Source organism: Planctopirus sp. SH287 (assembly GCF_056500625.1).
Map to the genome: position 1 here is coordinate 4,536,861 of NZ_CM151403.1, position 20,376 is coordinate 4,557,236.

Below are 20,376 nucleotides of genomic sequence, written 5' to 3' on the forward strand. Positions count from 1 at the left end.
CCATATCAAGTTCACTCCAGATAGACTGGGATGACGGGGCATTTTGACTGAGTGCGTGCACAAAATGGCAGTTGGAAATTGCCGCGTTTCCCTCCGCACTTACCATTTCAGAGCCGTTTGTTTCGGAAATGCGTATACTGTCGGCACATCGGGAATGGAGCCGGATCAGGCACCGCGTGAACTTCTTATCTGGGCGAATTGCGTGAGTCGGAGTGCGAGCGAAGTGGTCATCACCGGCCTGGGGGCGGTGACAGCGGCTGGCGTTGGTGCAGCAGCATTCTGGAACGCACTGATTCAAGGCCGGTCATTACTGACCTCCCTGAAAGATCAATCACTCCCCTTCCCCATCGGTATGAATGTCTCAACCAAACCAGAGTCATGGCAGGATTGGCTCCAGACATCCCCGTGGCCTGAAGATGCCCGTGGCGGACGCTTACCAGATATTTTTGATGACACTTTCCCACCAACCCACGATCCACTGGAAGCGGCGGCTCTGACCGCTGTCCGAGAAGCCTGGACACAGGCTCGGGGTGAAGGAAACATCGACCCCACGCGAATTGGTTGTGCGTTTGGCACCAGCAAAGGAGGGGTTCATGCGGCGACCCACGAATGGTTGACACTCCCCAGGCACCAACAGTCAACCGGCCGATCAGCTTCCTTGCCACACTCTGACTTAAAGCCGCTGGAGTCTGGGCAGCCATGCGCCTGGGAATCGGTCTTTCCTCACCACGCATCAACGCTGGTCGCTAACGCTTGCGGGGCCTTAGGCCCACGTTCTTCCCCCGTGGCAGCCTGTGCCACGGGATTAGCAGCGGCAATTCAAGGAGCACAGTGGATTGAAGCAGACCTGTGTGACATGGTGATTACCGGCAGCGCGGATGCAGCCATCCACCCTCTCATTCTAGCGGCATTCCATCGCTTGGGGGTGCTGGCGTCGCGTCGCTTGTCTTTACCTCATAGTGAAATATCACGCCGCGATCGAGACAGACCCGTGGAGTGCCGGCCATTCGACAAGTCTCGTCAGGGGTTCCATGTGGGCGAAGGGGCGGGCTGCCTGATTCTTGAACGAGCCTCATCGGCCCGCGCCCGGCAGCAACCGATTCTCGCCACCTGGCGGGGAGGCTATCAACTCACGGACTCTGCCGGTTTAATGCAACCCGATCCTAAAGCCGCCAGCCTGCAACGACTGATCCGTGAGACTCTTCGGAATGCAGGCATCCATGATGGAGCGGAAATTGGTTACATCAATGCCCACGGAACAGGAACCCGCCTGAATGATCAGATCGAGATCGACGCGCTGCGTCAGACCATTTCAGCAGCCTCGCTCGCCACAATCCCCATCAGTAGCTTCAAAGGAACGATTGGTCATCTGTTAGGCGCTGCGGGCAGTGTGGAACTGGTGGGCACCGTCCTGGCATTGCACCACGGGCAAGCCCCTCCGACGGCTCATCTGGAAGAGATTGACCCTGCCTTTGAAGGATGTCACCTCCCCCAAACGGCAGTTCCGTTGCAACGGCGAACCGCATTAAAGCTCTCCAGTGGCTTTGGCGGACACCTGATGGCGGCACTGCTGGAAAGAGACGATCTCTGAAAAGAATGTCCGAAATCTCTTAAACCTTTCTCCCTGAGGAAGAAGGTTGCCGCAGGCCTGATGAGAGGGATCACCATTGGTCATGGGGTGCCAGTAGCAATGCGTTATTTGATAGATATTCACTACATAAAAAACGCCTACTATCGCCAAGCATTTACTACGTAGGGTGCATGAAGCACAGCGCAATGCACCAACTCCCAACGTTCAAGTAGCCGGAGACCGTTATTAAACAGTAGGGTGGGTTAAGGCTCTGCGCAACCCACCAGCTCTATTAAAACACCCACCAACCACGATCCGCCCCCGCAAAAAAACACTACCACCCTGGCGGCGTAAGACCCATTCGTATATCAACAACCGGCCTCATACGCCGCCCCAAACCCCGACAGGGAACGCAAAGGCATTAGCCCCCTCGCCCATTCCGATGGGAGAGGGCCGGGGTGAGGGCTTTTTCAATAGATATTCACTAAAAAACGCCTACTATCGCCAAGCATTTACTACGTAGGGTGCATGAAGCGCAGCGCAATGCACCAACTCCCAACGTTCAAGTAGCCAGAGACCGTTATTAAACAGTAGGGTGGGTCAAGGCTTTGCGCAACCCACCAGATCTATTAAAACACCCGCGAACCGCCCCTGCAAAAAATACCACCACCCTGGCGGCGTAAGACCCATTCGCGGATGTACGACTGACTTTCATACGCCGCCCCAAACCCCGCAAGGCGCAAGGAAAGAGCGGCCACAACGGGGCCGCGGATCTTTAGCCCACGTCCCGGCCGATAGGCCCAAACCCCGTAAGGGGGCCCCGACCACTCTTGCGAGTAATCGGGGGCCGTGAAAATTCCAGCAGCGATCAGGGCCACCACGAAACAGCATTCCACGAAGTCACCCTCGCTGGCATGATGCCGTCGGCCTGTCCGATTCAGTGTTTTGCTGAATCAAACGTGATTGTGTTGGCATTCCCTCGTCACAAGAAGTGGCGAATGAATAAGTGCCAATAAAAAAAATTCAGTCGGGCATCAGAGGTGTTCTGCGTGAGCAGTTCATTTCTGTTGTTTGACTGTTTGTCAGTCTCGAATTCGAGGGAAGCGTCCACAATCGGCGCTTCCGCCAATGGGAATGACTCCCCATTGGCAAAGGGTTGGCCCTGACCGAGCCGATAGAGAGCCTTCTGTCCGGAATCACAGGCGAAAAAGACCTCAACCTGCGAGGTGCACCCAAAACGAAGCCTCTCTACCCTATGGCCCATTGTTGCGCGAAATCGTACCCTTCTCCCCCATTCCGGCGTCCTGGCGGCGTAAGCCCCATTCGTGAACAAACAACCGACCCTCATACGCCGCCCCAAACCCCGACAGGGGACGGGTGAGGGATTTTCCAATAGGCTTTCTCAATAGAGAAACGTGCCTGGAATGCCAATTGATCTGGAGTATCTTCGAATCGCTATTTAAGCTCCGGCTCGCCCTCACCCCCAACAAGAATCATCATCCTGGCGGCGTAAGACCCATTCGTGAACAAACAACCGACCCCATACGCCGCCCCAAACCCCGCAAGGGGCTGGCGGCGTAAGCCCCATTCGTGGATGAACGACTGACCCTTATACGCCGCCCCAAACCCCGAGAGGGGAGCAGGCCAACGAGCCTGCGGGCCTTAGCCCACGTCCCGGCCGATAGGCCCAAACCCCGCAAGGGGGGGGGGGGGGCAAGAGGTGATTCGAGCTTCTTTTCTGATATAACAATTCTTTAACCAGAGAAAGCAGCAAACCATTATCGTGGAAGAGCAGCTTATGGTAGATTGATTGGGCAGCTTCATTGATGCCTGGTGTCCACAACCTGAATCAAGGACTGACTCCATGAATCGGATGTCTTCAATGATCCATCGACTGACTGTTCTGGTGGCCTTCTGCGTACTCCCTCACTTGATGGCTAATGCGGGCGAGTACAACACGGTGTTGAATATCGGTGATGCGGCTCCCGCCTGGAGTCAATTACCGGGAGCCGACGGTCACACGCACTCACTGGCAGATCTCACTGACAAAAAAGCCGTCGTGCTGGTCTTTACCTGCCTCTCGTGTCCGACAGCTATCGACTATGAACAGCGTATTGAGTCACTCCGCAAGGAATATGCGCCCAAGGGAATCGAAGTGGTGGCGGTCTGTGTCAATAAAGTGAAAGAAGACCGTCTGGAAGCGATCACAGCCCGTGTCAAAGACAAACAGTTGAGCTTCCCTTACCTTTATGATGAGTCTCAGAAGATCGCCAAAGCCTATGGTGCCATCTTCACACCTGAGTGCTATGTCCTCGATAGCCAGCGCAAGATTGCCTATATGGGGGCACTGGACGATAAGACCGAAGCCGCTGACGTTCAGACGCGATATGTGAACGAAGCCCTTGACGCAGTCCTTGCGGGCAAGCCGGCTCCCAAAGGAGAAGTCATCGCCCGTGGCTGTCGCATTCGTTACGTCCGTGAGCGCGGTGGTGCAAATTAAATCGCTCCGCAGGCAGCAACCTCCCAAAGCCTGATCAACTGACTCGATATCACGGGGGAACGGTGCCGATTAGGGGGAGTTTTCCGGCAAATGCTTGAGATAACGCCGCCGCCCCTCGTGCCTGGCAAACTTTCCCGATCATGACGATCTGGCGGTTTTTAGCGGGCGATTTCTATGAGATTTGATATGCCAATCGCCTGACTGATAACAGCCATGTAAGCAAAAAGGCGGTCAATTCGTCAAATTATTTAATTCTCCATTCACCTCTCAAATTCACTTTCCCTTCCATTCCCCGCCGTCGATGAAACGTGAGGGCGCCGCATGAAAATGCAGCCGGATCTGCCACGGAGAGGTATTGATCCTCACATTCCGACAATTACGGCGACAGGGCACACCTTCCGCCGTAATGAATCTTGAATGAATCAAGGAAGGGTTCACATGATTTGGAAAAAAGAAAACCGTCACGGCGAGGTGAGATTCAAGGGAATTGTCCAAGGCGTGGCTGAAATACGTCAGCAGCCGGACAGCTTGGTTCTGATAGCCGCTTTGTGATTGATCGGTGAACTTCGCCATTGTCTATGGCAGGTCCTTCCAGTTGCAGTGAGATTGACGCTGGTTCCGCCAATGATGACGTGTTCACGAGCGATCATCCGATCTATTCCAGAGTTTGAATAGGAATACAGATGGCACGAGCCTTCGTGTCCTGGAGATAGATGACGATGCAAGGCGAGCCTCATTTCTTTCGCGGGTGCTCTGCCTAATATTGAAATGCGATTAACTAAATAGCATGAAGGATAGAGTTTCGTTGTGGTGCAGGTTCAGGGACTCGAATCGAACCTCAACTTAAACTTTTGTCGCTTTAGGAATTGAAGGTTTGCGCAGCCCGACTGCCCGCAAGCAGAGGCTTCTCAGGGATGAGACCGATGAACTTGATCGTTACAGCTTCAGACTCACAGAAGAAAAAGTCAATCATTGCAGCTGTTGTGGCATGTTCGCTACTGCTGACAATGCCAGGCTGCCGGATTCCTCAGCTTCGGGGAGCAGAGGAAGGAAGAGTCCTGCCGGATACCTTTAATGGTATCACCAGCGCCGATAACTCGGCTGACGTGAGTATTGACGAGTTTTTCAATGACCCAGTCCTTTCCAGTTTGATACGTGAAGGTCTGGCTGGCAATCAGGAACTAAAGATTCTGGCAGAAGAGATTCAGATTGCCAGTAATGAAGTTGGTGCTCGGCGAGGCGTTCTCTTTCCTTTCATTGGGGTCGGCGCCGGTGCGGGGATTGAAAAACCCAGCTTATACACACCTTTAGGGACAGCCGAAGAAACCCTGCAGTTTGCTCCAGGGCAGGGCTTCCCGACTCCTTTGCCGAACTTCCTGGTCGCTGCCAATCTCAATTGGCAGATCGATATCTGGAAGCAGCTACGTAATGCGCGTGATGCTGCTTCATTACGTTACTTGGGAACTGCCGAAGGGCGGAACTATGTCGTGACTCGTCTCGTCGCGGAAATCGCCGAGAACTACTACACACTGATGTCGCTTGACGAACGCCTGAAGAACCTGGATCGTACCATTGTTCTACAGGAACGTAGCCTGGAAATTGCTAAGGCGAACAAAGAAGGCGCTCGCGGAACCGAACTTCCCGTTCAGCGATTTCAGGCTGAAGTTCGCAAAAACCAGAGTGAAAAGTTGATCATTCAGCAGGAAATGGTAGAAGTTGAGAACCGTATCAACTTCCTGGCCGGGCGTTATCCCCAACCTGTCGGACGCATGTATACAGATTTCTTTGAATTGAATCTGCATTCACTCAGCCTGGGGATCCCTTGTGAGCTGCTATTAAACAGACCAGATATCCGCCAGGCAGAACTGGAGTTGTCAGCCTCGGGACTGGACGTGCTGGTGGCTCGAGCCGATTTTTATCCTAAGTTGAATATCCGTGCGGGTGTCGGATTTGAAGGATTTAATCCTCGTTACCTTGTCATGAGTCCTGAGTCGCTCATTTACAATGCCGCTGGTGAACTGATGGCTCCATTAATCAACCGTTCGGGTATCAACGCCCAGTATCGTACTGCCAACGCACGTCAGCTTCAGGCCGTCTATAAATATCAACAGGTCGTGCTCAACGCCTTTACTGAAGTGGTAAACCGGATTTCGGCGGTTGAGAACTACAGCAACAGCATTGTGCTCAAAAAGCAGCAGTTGGAAGCTCTGGAATCGTCGGTCGATGTGGCTGGCAAACTCTTTAATGCCACACGCATTGAGTATCTCGACGTGCTATATTCTCAGCGTGATCTCATGGATGGGCGAGCCGAACTGATTGAGACGAAACGCAAGCAATTGGTCGCAATTGTTAATACCTATCAAGCTTTAGGCGGGGGGCTTGTACAAGACCAATATGTTGATGCAGCGTTTGTCCTGCCAACCACTCCCGTGGTTCCTCCCGAGCCTACCCCGGCCCAGATTCCACCGACTCCTGGCGCTGCCAACTGAAGTCGAATTTAAAGATGAGTTAATGCGGAGGTTGAGAGTCACAGGCATCACTTAAGGTGCTGTCTGTTGATGGTGAGTTTCGTGCTGATGACCGAGGCTTTCTCCCTCCGCCCGTTCGGCGGATTCGCATCTCATCTTCCGGTAGTGAATCTGTCTGGCCTGCGGCGATCTCTTGCAGACCTCGACGAATCGTATTCGGTGAGATACGCAAAGCTTTGCTGACAATGGTGATGCCGCCCCAGCCAATTTTTGACGCTTCCAACGCCGCCCAATGCCTGCGTTGCAACTCATTCAAGGATCGTCCCGATTGCTGATACTGCTCTCGGATCCACCAAATTAGTTCGTCTCTATTCATTGGACTCAGGTCACGCACTTGTCGCGGAACACTGGGCACCGCTCAATTGATAATAATGAACAACGGTTGTTGTTAAGAAATCTCATTCAAGGAGCATCATTCGCGACTAAATGAAGTGAACCATGTCGATTGCGGAGTCTGTGCTTAATGATGTTCAACAAGTTCGCTGAGAGGATCCTGGGCCTCGTCACGAATGAATTTGCCGCCCTTTTCTGTCAACCATCCAAACAGAAAGTAAAGGCCAGGGATCACTAGCACGCCTATCACAGTACCAATGAGCATGCCACCGACAGCTGTCGTGCCGATGGTGCGGTTTCCGATCGCCCCCGGGCCTGTGGCCCGTACCAGCGGAATTAGCCCGGCGATGAACGCGAACGATGTCATCAGAATCGGGCGGAATCGAAGTTTGCCACCCTCCAGAGCGGCGTTCTTGAGCGACAACCCGTCTTGGCGACGCTGGACAGCGAACTCAATAATCAAAATAGCATTCTTGCCCAATAGGCCCACCAGCATCACCAGGCCGATCTGAGCGAAAACGTCATTTGCCAGGCCCATCGACTTCAGGAACAGAAAAGATCCGAACAGGCCAACTGGCAATGATACGATCACCGCTAGCGGGAGAATGAAACTTTCATACTGCCCTACCAGAACGAGATAAACAAAGATCACCACGATGACAAAAATATAGGTCGCGGTATTCCCCTTCTTGGCTTCATCGTAGGAGAGTCCCTGCCAGTCAATATCAAAGCCGCGAGGCAATGTTTCTTTGGCGACTTCCTGAATCACCGCGATGGCCTGGCCACTACTGTATCCCGCCGCAGGTGCCCCTTGAATCGCCGCTGTCGGATAAAGGTTGTAGCGGTTGATTTCGTTCAAGCCCTGCTGCTTTTTTATTTTCATGAATGCCGAATAAGGAACCATTTCCCCCTGGTCATTCTTGACAAACATATTGTCCAGGTCTTCAGGAAACCTGCGAAACTCGGGTTGTGCCTGAACATAGACCTTAAAAAATTGTCCAAACCGGACAAAACCCTGTTCCCAGGTACTTCCAACGACAATCGAAAGATTGTCCATCGCGTCAGCAATGGAAACACCTTTCTGCATGGCCACATCGTTATCAACGACTAATTCATACTGAGGATAGTTAGCAGCAAAGAAAGTAAATAGTCCTTTGAGTTCTTTACGCTTGGAGAGTGCCTTCAGAAATGAATCGGTGACTTCGCCCAGTTGCGTGTAGTTACCGCTGTTCGTCTTATCCAGCAGGTTCAATGAAAATCCGCCCGCTGCACCGAATCCAGGAACTGCGGGGGGTTCAAAGAACTCCAGCTTGACGTTCGCGATCTCTCGCCCTCTTTCTTCCAACTCTTCAATAATCTGCTTTGAGGTCAACTTACGCTCGGCCCAGGGCTTCAGGTTAATAATGCAAGTCCCTGCATTGGAACCCCGGCCTTCCGTCAACACTTCATAACCTGCCAGTGAAGACACCGAAGTGACTTCATCCAGGTCTTTACAGATTTTCGCCAACTCATGTGACTTGGAATTGGTGTATTCCAGCGTCGAACCGGGCGGCGTCTGAATAATTCCGTAGATAATCCCCTGATCTTCGAGCGGAATAAAGCCAGATGGCAAGACATTGTTGACAAGTAAGATACCGTAACAAAAGCCACCAATAATGAGCATCGTTAACAGACGACGCGTGACGATCAGTCTCAAAATGCCGACATAGCCATCAGTCACTTTTTCAACGGCAATGTTAAACTGATGAAGAAACATGCCAATGGGGCCGCGCATTTTCTTATTGCTGGAATCACTACCAGAGAGTGCCGAACGGAACGTGAACATGAACAGCACGGCCATAATACCAGCGATGACCATGACGCGATTGGTATTGAGAGGGAGCTGCTCGGAAACCAATTCATGGATGAATTCAATGTTTAAGACAAAGTAGACGAGGAATCCTGCCGCTGTCCCAAGCAGCACGGAGATCGCTCCTCGCAGGGCATTGGAATAGCGCCCGGCGATCCATTTAATACCGCGATTCACATGACGCACGAGCGCGCCCTGCTGGCCAAGTTTTGTATGAGGCTTGAGCAGGATTGCACAGAGAACCGGAGTCAACGTCAAAGCGACGACACCCGAGAGAACAATCGACATAGCCATCGTGAGGCCGAACTGGCGATAGAAGACACCCACCGGCCCTGGGATAAATGTGACAGGAATAAAGACGGCTGTCATCACAAGTGTAATGGCAATAATCGCGCCACTGATCTCTTGAACGACTTCTTTCGTCGCCGCATACGGCGATAAATGCTTCGCATGCATTTTCTCATGCACGGCTTCCACCACCACAATCGCATCGTCCACCACCACACCAATGGCCAGAACCAGTGCGAACAGCGTAATAAGATTGATTGACATCCCGAACATCAGCATGAAAAAGAACGTTCCAATCAACGAAACAGGAACGGCTAAAGTCGGGATCAGTGTCGAACGAAAATCTCCCAAGAAGAGATACACCACCAGCGAAACAAGTATAAAAGCCTCAAACAGCGTGTGCAGCACCTTCTCGATGGAGGCTTCGAGGAATTTAGAGACATCGTAGCTAACTTCAAAATCCATCCCGGGGGGGAATGATGTCTCTTTAATCTCATGCAGCAGTTCTTTGACTTTTTCGATCACCTCGGTGGCATTTGAGCCAGGAGTCTGCTTAAGCACGATGGCTGCCGACGGGAACCCATCAATATCCGAATAGAGATCATAGAATGAGGAACCTAAAGAGACGGTTGCTACATCTTTCAGTCGCAGAATCTCCCCCTTGGGATTTGCTCTTAAAATGATATTTTCGTATTGATCCGGTTTGTTGTAGCGTCCCACCCAGGTGAGTACATATTCCACGGTTTGGGAAGTGGTGCCGGTGGCTTGCCCCAATCGTCCGGGTGAGCCAATCATGCTCTGTTCAGCAATGGCCTTCATCACATCAGCAGCAGACAGACTGTAGGCACGCAACCGTTCAAGGTTGAGTTCTACACGCATGGCATATGCACGGTTTCCCAGAATGTTAGCCGTACCAATCCCGCGAATACGCTTGATTTCCGGGAGAATATTAACTGTGGCATAGTTAAAGAGAAAGTTCTGGTCGACGTTCTTATCTTTACTAAACACGTTCACATACATCAGCATGCTGGACATGTTTTGCAGAACGATAATCCCTTCCCGTTCCACAATCGGCGGGAGGCGACTTTTGACTGTCTGGATGCGGTTGTTGACATTCAACACGGCCACATTCGGATCGGTTCCCGGTTCAAATACGATCTGAATTGTCGCCTCACCTGCGCTGGTCGCGGCAGAGGTCATGTACCGCATATCCTGGACGCCATTAATCGCCTGCTCCAGAATCACAAGAACCGAGTCGACGAGCACATTCGCGCTGGCCCCAGGGTATGAGACCGCGACAATCACGCTGGGCGGCGCGACGGAGGGGAACTGAGAGGTCGGCAACGTGGAAATTGCCAACCCACCCAGGAACAGGATCAGCAACGAGATAACCATTGCTAAGGCGGGGCGATGCAGAAATTGTGCGAACATAGAGAGTGCTGCCTATTCTGCGTGATATTTAAGCTGGCTAAGAACTTTTTTCGGGGCCAGAAATTCATATTCGACTTTCTGGCCATCCCGAACCTGGCGAATCCCTTCGAGCACAATCTTATCGTCATCATCGAGGCCTTCTTTGATGACATAGATATCATCAAGTTCGTTCTGGATGGTGATCTCGCGCTGGTGGACAATCCCCTCTTTATCGACAACGTAAACATACTGTTTCGCGAGAATTTCAAACGTGGCTCGCTGAGGAATCACGATGGCATCATCCAGCACGCGGCTGATGATCACGGTTCCTGTCTGGCCATGACGAAGCAGGCCTGTAGGATTGGGGAAGTCGGCACGAAACGCGATATTGCCGGTCTCATTATTGAAGTCGGCTTCAATCGCACCAATCTTGCCCATCTGTGGAAATGTTTTTCCATTCGCTAGTTTAAGCTCAACTTGCAGTTCATTCTCATGCTCTTCCAAGGTCGCTTTATATTCAAGATAGCGAGCCTCGGGAACGTTAAAGTAAACCCACATGAGGCTATTGTCCGAGAGAGTCGTCAGGACATCCCCTTCTTCGACCAGGCTTCCCTGTTGCTGTTGAATCCGGTCAACAATGCCGTCGTAAGGGGCTTTGACATTGGTAAATGCCAATTCCGCGGCGGCTTCTTTTGCCCGAGCCTGGGCCTTCTTTAATTTCGCTTCCAGCAGTAATACTTCGTTTTGTGAAACGACCTTGTCGTCGTTAAGTTTCTTTGTGTAGTTATATTCCAGCTGAGCGAGTTGTGCTTCTGCCATCTCGGCATCGAGTTTGGCTTGATAGAGGACTGGCACAACCTTGAAGAGCGAGTCCCCCGCCTTGACAGTCTGGCCTTCCTTGATGGGAACCGCTTCAAGGTATCCCCGTTCCAGGGCGCGAATCTGAATATGACGCTGTGAATGAATCTGGCAGACATACTGCTGCGTCAGCGTGACATCATCTTCGACAGGGCTGGTGACCACGATCTTGTGGGCATGCTCGTGATGGCTTTCCTCATGCCCCTCTTCATGCGTACTGCAAGCCGGCAAAGAGAGGGATAACATGGCCATGAGGATGGCAGGAACCGGCAGGATTCTCATACTGACTTCCGCTCTGGAATAGACAACCTCGTCGGCTTGGCAGGTTGAGAACATGGATCAAGCCGGCGAAAGCGCAGGAGACACGAGCCAAAGAAGGTTTCTGGATCGATATCAACCGCGTTGATCCACATGAAATATAGTTTACGTATAAAGCCACTCAACTGTTGGAACTCTCCTGCATCACGTCAGCCAGAAGTGCAGGGCATATTTGCCTGAAAACCATAATGCATAACCAGTTGATTATTTGTCTGAGAATGCCCGAAATTCGCGGCCAAACGCCGGAAAGGAGACTCAACTTCGCTCATCTTGTTGCCAATCCTGACGAGATATTTATTTTCAATAACTCATGGTGTTGTTGAATCAATCATATCTCTACCTGAAGCGACAGCAAGTTGGCTTGGCTCATGATTAGTGAAACCCAACGGTAAGTTAAGGATTTTAACTCAGACGAAGTGATGCTGCAGGGAAGATCCTCCCGCCCCTTCATGGCTCAGCGACGTGCAGGAAGTCGCGCGTGAGCAGAGAATTCGATTCCTGACAAAAACGTCAGGCACTGGGGGTTCCTGAGGCGAAATCATTGTCATGTCGACATCAATGATCGCTCAAAAGGGTCAATTTCAGTAAAGTGACCGAATCTGTATCAACCAATTAAAAAACAATGACACACATGCTCAACCCCATGTCCCTGGGGCTAGGCGGAAATGTATTGAACATGTTTTATTATCAACTGCCCCTGCTTGTTGTCCTGTCGTGCTTCGCTCCTCAATTGCTGTCTGCTGAGATCGTGCCGACGAAAGCCAATGTCTCGTACGGGCCGCACGAACGGCAAGTGCTCGATTTTTATCAAGCCCATTCGCCAGCCATTGAAACAAAAGTCAACGGAGAGAAAAGACCGTTTCCCGTTCTCTTTTTCATTCATGGCGGGGGTTGGATGGTGGGCGACAAGGCCCGCCCTGACTTTCTGGAACTGGCGTTGAAGTCGGGTGTCTCGGTCGTGTCGATCAATTACCGTCTGCTGCCTCAGGCCACCGCCGCTGGGATCAATCCTCCCGTCAAAGCTTCACTGGAAGATGCCGCTTTGGCTTTGCAATTCACCCGGAGTCATGCCCATGAATGGAACATCGATAAAAACCGCATTGCGGCTTGCGGGGGATCAGCGGGAGGCTTCAGTGCGCTGTGGCTGGCCTATCATGACGAGATGGCCGACCCGAAAAGTGATGACCCTATTAAGCGGGAATCGACTCGAGTGACCTGTGTGATGACTTTTGTTCCACAAACGACACTCGATCCGCTGCTGATGCGGGAATGGATTCCCAATAATCTGTATGGAAGTCATGCCTTTGGTTTGCATAGCTACGACGAGTTTCTTAAGCGACGCATTGAACTGATGCCGTATATTCAAGCGAACTCGCCCGTGTCTCTGGTCACACGGGATGATCCCCCGACTTATTTATTTTATGGTGCTCCTCCCGAGATGGGGAAGCCTCAGAATGACCCGCCTCATTCGGCGAATTTTGGTGTGAAACTGGCTGAAAATCTGCGTGCAGAAGGCGTGGAATGCGAATTCAACTATCCCGGTGCTCCCGATGTAGTGCGTCCGAACATATTTGACTTCTTTACGCACTATCTCAAAGTGCCGCCAGCAAAATGAGGCTTCGTGGTTGCGATATTTCTCGTAGAAACGCAGATGCTTCCGCAATTTCTCTGGGCGAAGCAGGTCTCGATTTTATAAGCTGGATAGCACAATTTGCCGCAAATTACTGATTAACTCTCGAAGTTCGGTCGCATCTTTGGCTGACTCTTTAAATCCTTTGGCCGAGGTGCGAAGGATGCGTGCGATTTGCCGGGGAGATAGCTTCAGTTTTTTTTGCTTTTTTACCAGTGGCTCCAGAATTTCCACTAGGACGTCTTCAAAATCCAAGGCGGTCGTTGTGATGGCTTCGGCAGCGAATTCTTTGACGCTTTCATAGAGATCAGCGGCATCCGGGGAAGCCTTGATCAATTCATAAGGGCGGATATTCCACACTTCAAACGCAAATTCCAACTTTTGATCGACCGTTTTCAGTTGCTGAATTCCCGTACGAATCTCGTTGAGATTCCGTGCCGACAATTGAGTCACGACTTCGATGAAGATCCGCTCTTTTGAAGGGAACTCCAGGTAGAGAGCCGGGCGAGAAATATGAGCGGCCTCCGCAAGATCGGCCATGGTGACTCGGCGGAATCCATAACGCATGAAGACCTGGGCGGCTGCGGTAATGATCCGTTCGGTTTTTTCTTTTGCCATGTTTTGGCTCTTCCGGCAATTTCTCAGGACATTTTCCAGCCCTTCCAACACGGCATCTGGAGAGCGATTGCCCATCAGCCTGCTTGTTCAAGGACGACTTCGATTGCTGACGCGATTCGTCGACTGCAATTTTTCTTCCCTGCTATTTGCGTCATGATGATGAAGGTTTGGCAACAGCGAGAGGCGCTATTTGCACTTCATTCATGCGAAACACCAGAAAGATCTTCGCAGCATTGACAGATGATGTCATTATGTCAAACACACAGGGCATCAGTGTGTCTGTGATCAAGCCCACTGAATGTCATGGGAAGCTACTGGATGACAGAGATCGTCCCCAGATCAATCGGGAAAGCTTGCTGGTCGGCAGATCGTCGGCCAGCACTCTTACGGGTTTTTCCAGCCGGGCTAAAACATTTTCGGCAGCCAGAAAGCCGCTGCGAACAGCTCCTTCCATCGTGGCGGGCCAACCGGTTTCAGTCCAATCGCCGGCCAGTTGCAAATTAAAAATCGGGGATTGCTGTCTGGGTCTGAGCTTTTCGCTGCCCACCAGAGGAGAAAAGACGGCCTTATGCTCGGTCACCACGCGGGCATGTTTTCGCTGGGCCTCTTTCAACGCGGGAAAGTAGGTCATCAGCTCCGTTTCCACCTGCTGAATAATCTCATCCTGCGACTGTCCCGCCAGAAGGCGACTGGCGCTGATCACGACTTGATAACCAAAGGTTTGCACGGGGGATGCCACGCCGGCATCGAGGAACTGAGTCGCTGTTGACTTGGTGAATAGCCATTGGCACAGACCTGAAACAAATGTGGCGTGAGGCAACGACGTGAAGGGGCGGTCATACCAGAGGTGAACGCTGGAAATGGGAGCCGCTTCCAGCCGGGTTGCCTGGTCAATGATCGGTCGCAGAGCCGATCCTGGCGGGAACAATGCTTCGAGTCGATGCCAGGGAACAGTCACAATGACTTCGCTGGTGGGTATCATGCGGGCATCCCGCAGCGTCAATCCGGTGACACGTCCTTCGTTCATTTCGACTTGGGAAACACCTTGTCCGAGTTCCACCAGCCCACTGGATGATTCCAGCATGTGACGTACCGGGCCAGCCCAGAGATCGTCCAGAGGTTGCTGCGGAATCTCGACCATCCATCCCTGTCGGCTTCTCAAAAAGCCATCTACAAAAACCTTACGGGCTTGCTGCAAATCGATGCGATCCAGCGACTCTGACAAGGCGCTGACCAGCACCACATTCCAGAAGCGGTCGATGGTTCTCGGCGGTTGTTTTTGATCGTGCAGCCAAGCCGAAAAAGGGACGCCGGTTTGAGTTGCGATTGCCAATCGGGAGAGTGCGCGGGCAATGGCCAGCTTTTCTGTCAGATTCAGATAGCGAAGCTTCCAGAAGGCAGAAGCCAGATGAAGCGGTGCAGGCCACGAGTTGGCTGCAAAGCGATCCATTTTTCCGTCCGGCCCAAAGAAATGGAGGACGGGGGCGGGCACAAATTGATCCCGAATTCCGGCGAGTTCACAGAAGCGAAAAAAATTGGTGCAGCACCCCATGGCCACATGCTGGCAATTATCGATCGATTCGCCCGTGGTCTGGTCTCGAAAGGAACTGGCTCTTCCGCCCAGTCGCGGACGGGATTCGAGAACCCGCACAGGGACGCCGTGATGAACCAAAGCCACTGCTGCCGCCAGTCCTGCCAAGCCGCCGCCGACGATGGTCACACGTTCCACAATATCCGCTTTCTATTCGCTCGTCGGGTCTACAGATGAGGTGTTATGTCGAGGGTGAGCGTGGCCCCGCCTGATTGACGCGGTCGCCATTGATGATCGTGATGGATTCTAACGAATTCTTTCTCACTGGCAGGTTCTCAACGGCTATTGTTTTCTCGATAGTGCCTCCGTTTTCCGAATAAAATGATACGATCTCCTTCATCATTGATTGATCTTCTCGCGAGTTCTCAGTGTATTCATGACTAATCGGGTATTCATGACCAATATCGTGCAGCGGATCGTGTCGACTCTGGGGGAACGCAGGCTGATTTCTGCCGTTGGTGACTGGTGTTTTCCGCCAGCCTGCGTGCTCTGTCATGTTTCGCTGTTTGAGCAATCGTCAGGGAAGCAGCAAACGTTTTGTGAAACATGCCAAAGCCAGTTGATGGGCCAGAACGATGACCATTGTCTGCGATGCGGAGCCGTGATTGGGCCATACGCCACTCAGGAATCGGGTTGCATCCATTGTCGCGGCCACCAGCTTGAGATGGAGCGGACATGGGCGATTGGTCATTACGATGAGCTACTGGCCCAGGCCATTGTGATGGCCAAGTCGGGTGGCTTGCCCCTGATTTCCGGGTTGACGCAACTTCTCTGCACCATTCATGGAGAAGCGATCTCTGCCTGGAAGCCTGAACTGATTGTTCCCGTTCCCGTGCATTTTTATCATCGCATGCTGCGTCTGCGTGTGACGACGGATGAATTGGCTCTGGCGATCAGCCTGCGGCTGGATGTTCCGCTCGCGCTGGGTGCTCTGCGCAAACAGCGATACACATCACCTCAGCATGGATTATCCAGAAAAGAGCGGGTGAAGAACCTTCGCAATGCTTTTTGCTCCCATTTCCCCCAAAAAATCGCAGGGCGACGCATCCTCCTCGTTGATGATGTTCTCACCACAGGGAGCACAGCCAACGAATGTATTCGCACATTGAAAGCGGCGGGAGCCGATGCCGTTTCCATGGCTGTCTGGGGCCGCACGATTTGAAACGCTCTGTTCAAACCTCAGGTGCTACAGGATTTGAGTTGCAACAGGATTTGATCTGACTCCGGACATGGCTCACAATTGCTGTCGATATTCGTCAGAGGGGACAAGTTCATCGCGTAGCAATTGACGAGTCCGTGGTTGCCAACAGCGAGCTTGAACAACAGCGATCTGGAACAAATCGGCCATTCATGGCGCATGAAGGCCCGTTGCCGATTACACTGATGTTTCATTGATTATGGGCACTTCGTTCTTTCCTGAGTTCTTTCCTCAAACATTGACGTCCATCATGCCTCTCTTGAGAATCGCCACACGAGCCAGTCAATTGGCATTATGGCAGGCCAATCATGTTGCCAGCAGCCTGCGTGCTCTTGATCCGTCGGTGACGGTCGAACTGGTGCATGTGACCACCACGGGCGACCGTGTGCAGAATGAACCATTGCGGCAGTTTGGCGGGCAGGGGGTCTTTACCCGGGAAGTCCAGGCTCTGCTGCTCAATGGCCAGGCGGATATCGCTGTCCATAGTCTCAAAGATCTTCCCACGGTGCTCACGGAAGGGTTGACCCTGGCTGCGGTTCCTCCTCGCGCGCCAATCGCTGATGCATTGCTGCTTCCCAGAGGGAACACCAGTCTGGCGAGTCATGCTGGCCCGGCTTCGCTCATGACACTTCCCCGTGGTGCTCGCGTGGGAACAGGCAGTCCCCGACGGCAAGCCCAACTTCTTCGCATCCGGCCGGATCTGGAATGTTCTGAAGTGCGGGGGAATCTGGACACTCGCATCAAAAAACTGGATGCGGGGGACTATGACGCTTTGGTTTTAGCAGTCGCCGGGCTTTCTCGTCTGGGATGGAACGACCGCATTTCCCTGGTGCTGGAACCTCCATTCATGTTTCCTGCTGCGGGGCAGGGGGCCTTGGGGCTGGAATGCCGGGCTGATGACGAACTGACGTTCTCATGGGTCAGCCGATTAGAAGACCGCCAGACGCGCTTGGCCGTTGATGCCGAACGGGCCGTGTTGCGAGCTTTAGAAGCGGGTTGCCACGCTCCTGTGGGAACATGGGCTTACTGGAAGAAGCCGTCATCGTTGGTCAAAGACATTTCTGCCAACGCGGCTTCGGCTGTCGATATCAATGCCGGCGCGATCAATTCAGGGGCACAAGGTGGCACACTTCATCTGGAGGCCATTCTGATTGCTCCGGATGGAAGTGAGACGTTGGCGGCTGCCAGTTCGCAAGCCATGTCGTTGCCAGACTCCACGGGTTTCCATATCGACAAGTCACAGACAGTAGCCGTCAAACTGGGCACTCGAGTGGCTGAACTGCTGTTGGCTCAGGGGGCACAGCGATATCTGGCTGACACGTAGGGCCTTTGTTTTTCAATGGCTGCGACGGGAACGTCAGCAGAGATCAGGCTTGTCGGGCGTGGCACCAAGAGAAAACGGCTTTCGTGGGGCAGGGCAGCTCCCCGTAACAGTCACAAAATCATGATCTTGTGATACGAAGACCGCTTTGATACAAACCGGTATTGGCAAGAAGCCATCTATACAAAAGATACCCAATGGAGTGGAGCGAATCCAATGGCATGTACTTTGTGTCAAAGTGATCGCTTTGAACTTGTGTCAGAACGGGATGCCAAGTCTGGCAAGCCCCTTCCGGTCTCTCTTTGCCTGGACTGTGGGCTGATTCAGCAGACCCCCATGCCCACGCTGGAAGAACTGCGAGTTTATTACGAGACGGAATACCGGCTCGATTACAAAAAGACATATTCGCCCAAGCCCAAGCACATTCTGCGAGCCGGGAAAAAGGCGTTAGGTCGCATTGACTTCTTACAAAATGCGCCCAGCCACCCTCAGGGGTCACTCCTTGATATCGGGGCCGGTGGAGGGGAGTTTTTGTACCTCTGTACTCAGAGAGGCATCCCCGATGTTCGAGGGATCGAACCGAATCAGGGATACTGTGAACATGCCCGCCAGGAGCTAGGCGTTTCCATCGAGCAGCAGCGCTGGCAAGATCTCGATCAGGTCTATGACATTATCACGATGTTTCATGTCTTTGAGCATCTGCAATCGCCTCGCGAGGTGTTTCAAAAACTTTATCAGTTAGTTCGTCCCGGCGGCTGGCTGTTGATCGAAGTCCCCTGGCACGACACAGCGGCACAATCCCCCAGCAATATTTATTTCAAAGCTCACACGTTGTACTTTACCGCTGAAACATTATCAGCCTGCGGTAGTGAGTTCTTTGAACCAGAAATGGTTGAAACGTTTGATAGCAACCTGCGGATGTTGTTCCGACCCAGGCCCGCGCCAACTTCGTTGCAGCTTCCCGGCTCTGAAAAAGTGCAGCAGATTCGTAGCCGCTTGCAGCAAAAAGGCTGGCTGGAATATCTGACATCCGGAGGAGGCCTGTTTAAGCCGCTGGAAAAATCGGTGCAGATCTTCACTGAAGAAAAAGTCAAACACATGACCGGTCAGGCGATTTTGAATCAGCTAAACCACAAGAGCAAAGCCGCTTGAATCGTTTGTTCTGTCGCCGGATGAATTGCCTTCCAGGATTGATTTCCCAAATGATAAAGACTCAGCTCCTTGACGAGGGGCTGAGTCTTTGTCTATTCAGGGAATCATCACCAGGTGCTGGCCGCACTCTGATTATTGTTCCATCACTTCTTTTTCCTTGGCTTCTGCCACAGAATTGACGCGTCCTTCGTACTTCTTGGTCAGTTCCTGAACATCCTCTTTCGTTGACTCATGGATGTCTTCGCTCAACAGTTTGTCTTTCAGAGCGGTATCGAGATGCTTGTTGCCATCGCGGCGAATGTTGCGAATCGCCACACGGGCGTCTTCCGCCATTTCCTTCACGCGGGCCACAATCTGCTTGCGGCGTTCCGTCGATAGTGGCGGGACATTCAGACGAATGACGCGGCCATCGTTATTCGGAGCCAAGCCCACATCACTGGCCTGAATCGCTTTGCCGATTTCGCTGAGAATCGTCTGATCAAACGGCTTGATCATGATCTGCTGAGGCTCAGGCACGCTGACCGTGGCCAACTGCTTGATGGGTGTAGGTGAGCCGTAATACTCAACACGAATAGAATCAACCAGACTGGCGTTAGCCCGCCCGGTTCGTAAACCGACCAACTGATCCTGGAGAACCTGGGCGGCTTTCTCCATGCGTTCCTCGGTGTCGAGCAGAATTTCATCGGGATCCATCAGAGGTTTCTCCACAGCGTGGGCATCAAAAATAGGTCGGTACCTGATTCATAAGAGAATAATCATTCCGGCGACCTCCCGGAAGTCGCCAGACCATTCCTCCCCAAAAGATCCCCCCCCTTGCGGGGTTTGGGCCTATCGGCCGGGACGTGGGCGAAGGCCCGCAGGCTCGTTGGCCTGCTGGTCGGTCGTTGATCCACGCTTGGGGCTTACGCCCCCTATCGGGGTTTGGGGCGGCGTATGAGGTCAGTTGTTCATCCGCGAATGGGTCTTACGCCGCCAGAGTAGTGGTATTTTTTGCGGGGGCGGTTCGTGGTTGGTAGGTGTTTTAGTAGAGATGGTGGGTTGCGCAAAGCCTTAACCCACCCTACCGTTTAATAACAGTTTATATCTACTTGTAACGAGTCGTTCGGAGTTGGTGCATTGCGCTGTGCTTCATGCACCCTACGTAGTAAATGCTTGGCGATAGCAGGCGTTTTTTATGTAGTGAATATCTACTAGAAAAAGTCCTCACCCCGG

The 20,376-nt window shown here is 52.4% G+C and carries 15 protein-coding genes; 7 read left to right on the forward strand and 8 right to left on the reverse strand.

Annotated features, from left to right (window positions below; genetic code table 11):
* Positions 1 to 202 precede the first annotated feature (202 nt).
* A complete protein-coding gene (locus tag SH287x_RS16800; protein ID WP_479515540.1) occupies positions 203 to 1,591 on the forward strand; it encodes a beta-ketoacyl-[acyl-carrier-protein] synthase family protein in 1,389 nt (462 codons plus the stop codon).
* Positions 1,592 to 2,199: 608 nt separating this feature from the next.
* Here the strand turns inward: SH287x_RS16800 and SH287x_RS16805 are convergent.
* On the reverse strand, positions 2,200 to 2,466 hold the full coding sequence (locus tag SH287x_RS16805) for a hypothetical protein (RefSeq protein WP_479515541.1): 267 nt from the start codon (positions 2,464 to 2,466) through the stop codon (positions 2,200 to 2,202).
* Between the two features lie 968 nt (positions 2,467 to 3,434).
* On the opposite strand from SH287x_RS16805, the gene SH287x_RS16810 reads away from it, so the two are divergent.
* Positions 3,435 to 4,070, forward strand: coding sequence for a thioredoxin family protein (locus tag SH287x_RS16810; RefSeq protein ID WP_479515542.1), 636 nt, complete (start codon positions 3,435 to 3,437; stop codon positions 4,068 to 4,070).
* A 273-nt stretch (positions 4,071 to 4,343) separates the two neighbouring features.
* Here the strand turns inward: SH287x_RS16810 and SH287x_RS16815 are convergent, their stop codons facing one another.
* Positions 4,344 to 4,643 carry a hypothetical protein gene (locus SH287x_RS16815; protein ID WP_479515543.1) on the reverse strand — a complete coding sequence of 100 codons (300 nt, stop codon included), beginning with the start codon at positions 4,641 to 4,643 and terminating at the stop codon, positions 4,344 to 4,346.
* A gap of 350 nt (positions 4,644 to 4,993) precedes the next feature.
* Here SH287x_RS16815 and SH287x_RS16820 point away from each other — a divergent pair, with 350 nt between their 5' ends.
* Complete coding sequence (locus SH287x_RS16820) at positions 4,994 to 6,559, forward strand: TolC family protein (protein WP_479515544.1); 1,566 nt, start codon at positions 4,994 to 4,996, stop codon at positions 6,557 to 6,559.
* A gap of 19 nt (positions 6,560 to 6,578) precedes the next feature.
* Here the strand turns inward: SH287x_RS16820 and SH287x_RS16825 are convergent, their stop codons facing one another.
* From SH287x_RS16825 to SH287x_RS16835, 3 genes are all read right to left on the reverse strand, one after another.
* Positions 6,579 to 6,854, reverse strand: a complete 276-nt coding sequence (locus SH287x_RS16825; protein WP_479515545.1) for a hypothetical protein — start codon at positions 6,852 to 6,854, stop codon at positions 6,579 to 6,581.
* Positions 6,855 to 7,058: 204 nt separating this feature from the next.
* On the reverse strand, positions 7,059 to 10,499 hold the full coding sequence (locus SH287x_RS16830; protein ID WP_479515546.1) for an efflux RND transporter permease subunit: 3,441 nt from the start codon (positions 10,497 to 10,499) through the stop codon (positions 7,059 to 7,061).
* 12 nt (positions 10,500 to 10,511) lie between these two features.
* Complete coding sequence (locus SH287x_RS16835; RefSeq protein WP_479518720.1) at positions 10,512 to 11,588, reverse strand: efflux RND transporter periplasmic adaptor subunit; 1,077 nt, start codon at positions 11,586 to 11,588, stop codon at positions 10,512 to 10,514.
* Positions 11,589 to 12,276: 688 nt separating this feature from the next.
* Between SH287x_RS16835 and SH287x_RS16840 the strand changes: the two genes are divergently transcribed.
* Positions 12,277 to 13,269, forward strand: a complete 993-nt coding sequence (locus SH287x_RS16840) for an alpha/beta hydrolase (RefSeq protein ID WP_479515547.1) — start codon at positions 12,277 to 12,279, stop codon at positions 13,267 to 13,269.
* Between the two features lie 75 nt (positions 13,270 to 13,344).
* Here SH287x_RS16840 and SH287x_RS16845 read toward each other — a convergent pair whose 3' ends face one another.
* Positions 13,345 to 13,902: a TetR/AcrR family transcriptional regulator gene (locus SH287x_RS16845; protein WP_479515548.1), complete on the reverse strand. Its 558-nt coding sequence runs from the start codon at positions 13,900 to 13,902 to the stop codon at positions 13,345 to 13,347.
* Positions 13,903 to 14,203: 301 nt separating this feature from the next.
* Complete coding sequence (gene hpnE / locus SH287x_RS16850; RefSeq protein WP_479515549.1) at positions 14,204 to 15,631, reverse strand: hydroxysqualene dehydroxylase HpnE; 1,428 nt, start codon at positions 15,629 to 15,631, stop codon at positions 14,204 to 14,206.
* Between the two features lie 256 nt (positions 15,632 to 15,887).
* Between hpnE and SH287x_RS16855 the strand changes: the two genes are divergently transcribed.
* From SH287x_RS16855 to SH287x_RS16865, 3 genes are all read left to right on the forward strand, one after another.
* A complete protein-coding gene (locus tag SH287x_RS16855) occupies positions 15,888 to 16,655 on the forward strand; it encodes a ComF family protein (RefSeq protein ID WP_479515550.1) in 768 nt (255 codons plus the stop codon).
* 286 nt (positions 16,656 to 16,941) lie between these two features.
* The gene (hemC, locus tag SH287x_RS16860; RefSeq protein ID WP_479515551.1) at positions 16,942 to 18,015 is read left to right on the forward strand and encodes a hydroxymethylbilane synthase; all 1,074 of its coding nucleotides are present in this window, start codon (positions 16,942 to 16,944) and stop codon (positions 18,013 to 18,015) included.
* Positions 18,016 to 18,228: 213 nt separating this feature from the next.
* Complete coding sequence (locus tag SH287x_RS16865; protein ID WP_479515552.1) at positions 18,229 to 19,164, forward strand: class I SAM-dependent methyltransferase; 936 nt, start codon at positions 18,229 to 18,231, stop codon at positions 19,162 to 19,164.
* A gap of 132 nt (positions 19,165 to 19,296) precedes the next feature.
* Here SH287x_RS16865 and frr read toward each other — a convergent pair whose 3' ends face one another.
* The gene (gene frr / locus SH287x_RS16870) at positions 19,297 to 19,857 is read right to left on the reverse strand and encodes a ribosome recycling factor (RefSeq protein ID WP_479515553.1); all 561 of its coding nucleotides are present in this window, start codon (positions 19,855 to 19,857) and stop codon (positions 19,297 to 19,299) included.
* Positions 19,858 to 20,376: the final 519 nt, after the last annotated feature.

What these genes read in the sequence shown, in the direction of transcription:
- SH287x_RS16810 (WP_479515542.1), top strand. Translation starts at nt 3,435, where the DNA reads ATGAATCGGATGTCTTCAATGATCCATCGACTGACTGTTCTGGTGGCC.
- SH287x_RS16815 (WP_479515543.1), bottom strand. Translation starts at nt 4,643, where the DNA reads ATGGCGAAGTTCACCGATCAATCACAAAGCGGCTATCAGAACCAAGCT.
- SH287x_RS16820 (WP_479515544.1), top strand. Translation starts at nt 4,994, where the DNA reads ATGAACTTGATCGTTACAGCTTCAGACTCACAGAAGAAAAAGTCAATC.
- SH287x_RS16830 (WP_479515546.1), bottom strand. Translation starts at nt 10,499, where the DNA reads ATGTTCGCACAATTTCTGCATCGCCCCGCCTTAGCAATGGTTATCTCG.
- SH287x_RS16835 (WP_479518720.1), bottom strand. Translation starts at nt 11,588, where the DNA reads ATGGCCATGTTATCCCTCTCTTTGCCGGCTTGCAGTACGCATGAAGAG.
- SH287x_RS16840 (WP_479515547.1), top strand. Translation starts at nt 12,277, where the DNA reads ATGACACACATGCTCAACCCCATGTCCCTGGGGCTAGGCGGAAATGTA.
- SH287x_RS16845 (WP_479515548.1), bottom strand. Translation starts at nt 13,902, where the DNA reads ATGGCAAAAGAAAAAACCGAACGGATCATTACCGCAGCCGCCCAGGTC.
- SH287x_RS16855 (WP_479515550.1), top strand. Translation starts at nt 15,888, where the DNA reads ATGACCAATATCGTGCAGCGGATCGTGTCGACTCTGGGGGAACGCAGG.
- hemC (WP_479515551.1), top strand. Translation starts at nt 16,942, where the DNA reads ATGCCTCTCTTGAGAATCGCCACACGAGCCAGTCAATTGGCATTATGG.
- SH287x_RS16865 (WP_479515552.1), top strand. Translation starts at nt 18,229, where the DNA reads ATGGCATGTACTTTGTGTCAAAGTGATCGCTTTGAACTTGTGTCAGAA.
- frr (WP_479515553.1), bottom strand. Translation starts at nt 19,857, where the DNA reads ATGGATCCCGATGAAATTCTGCTCGACACCGAGGAACGCATGGAGAAA.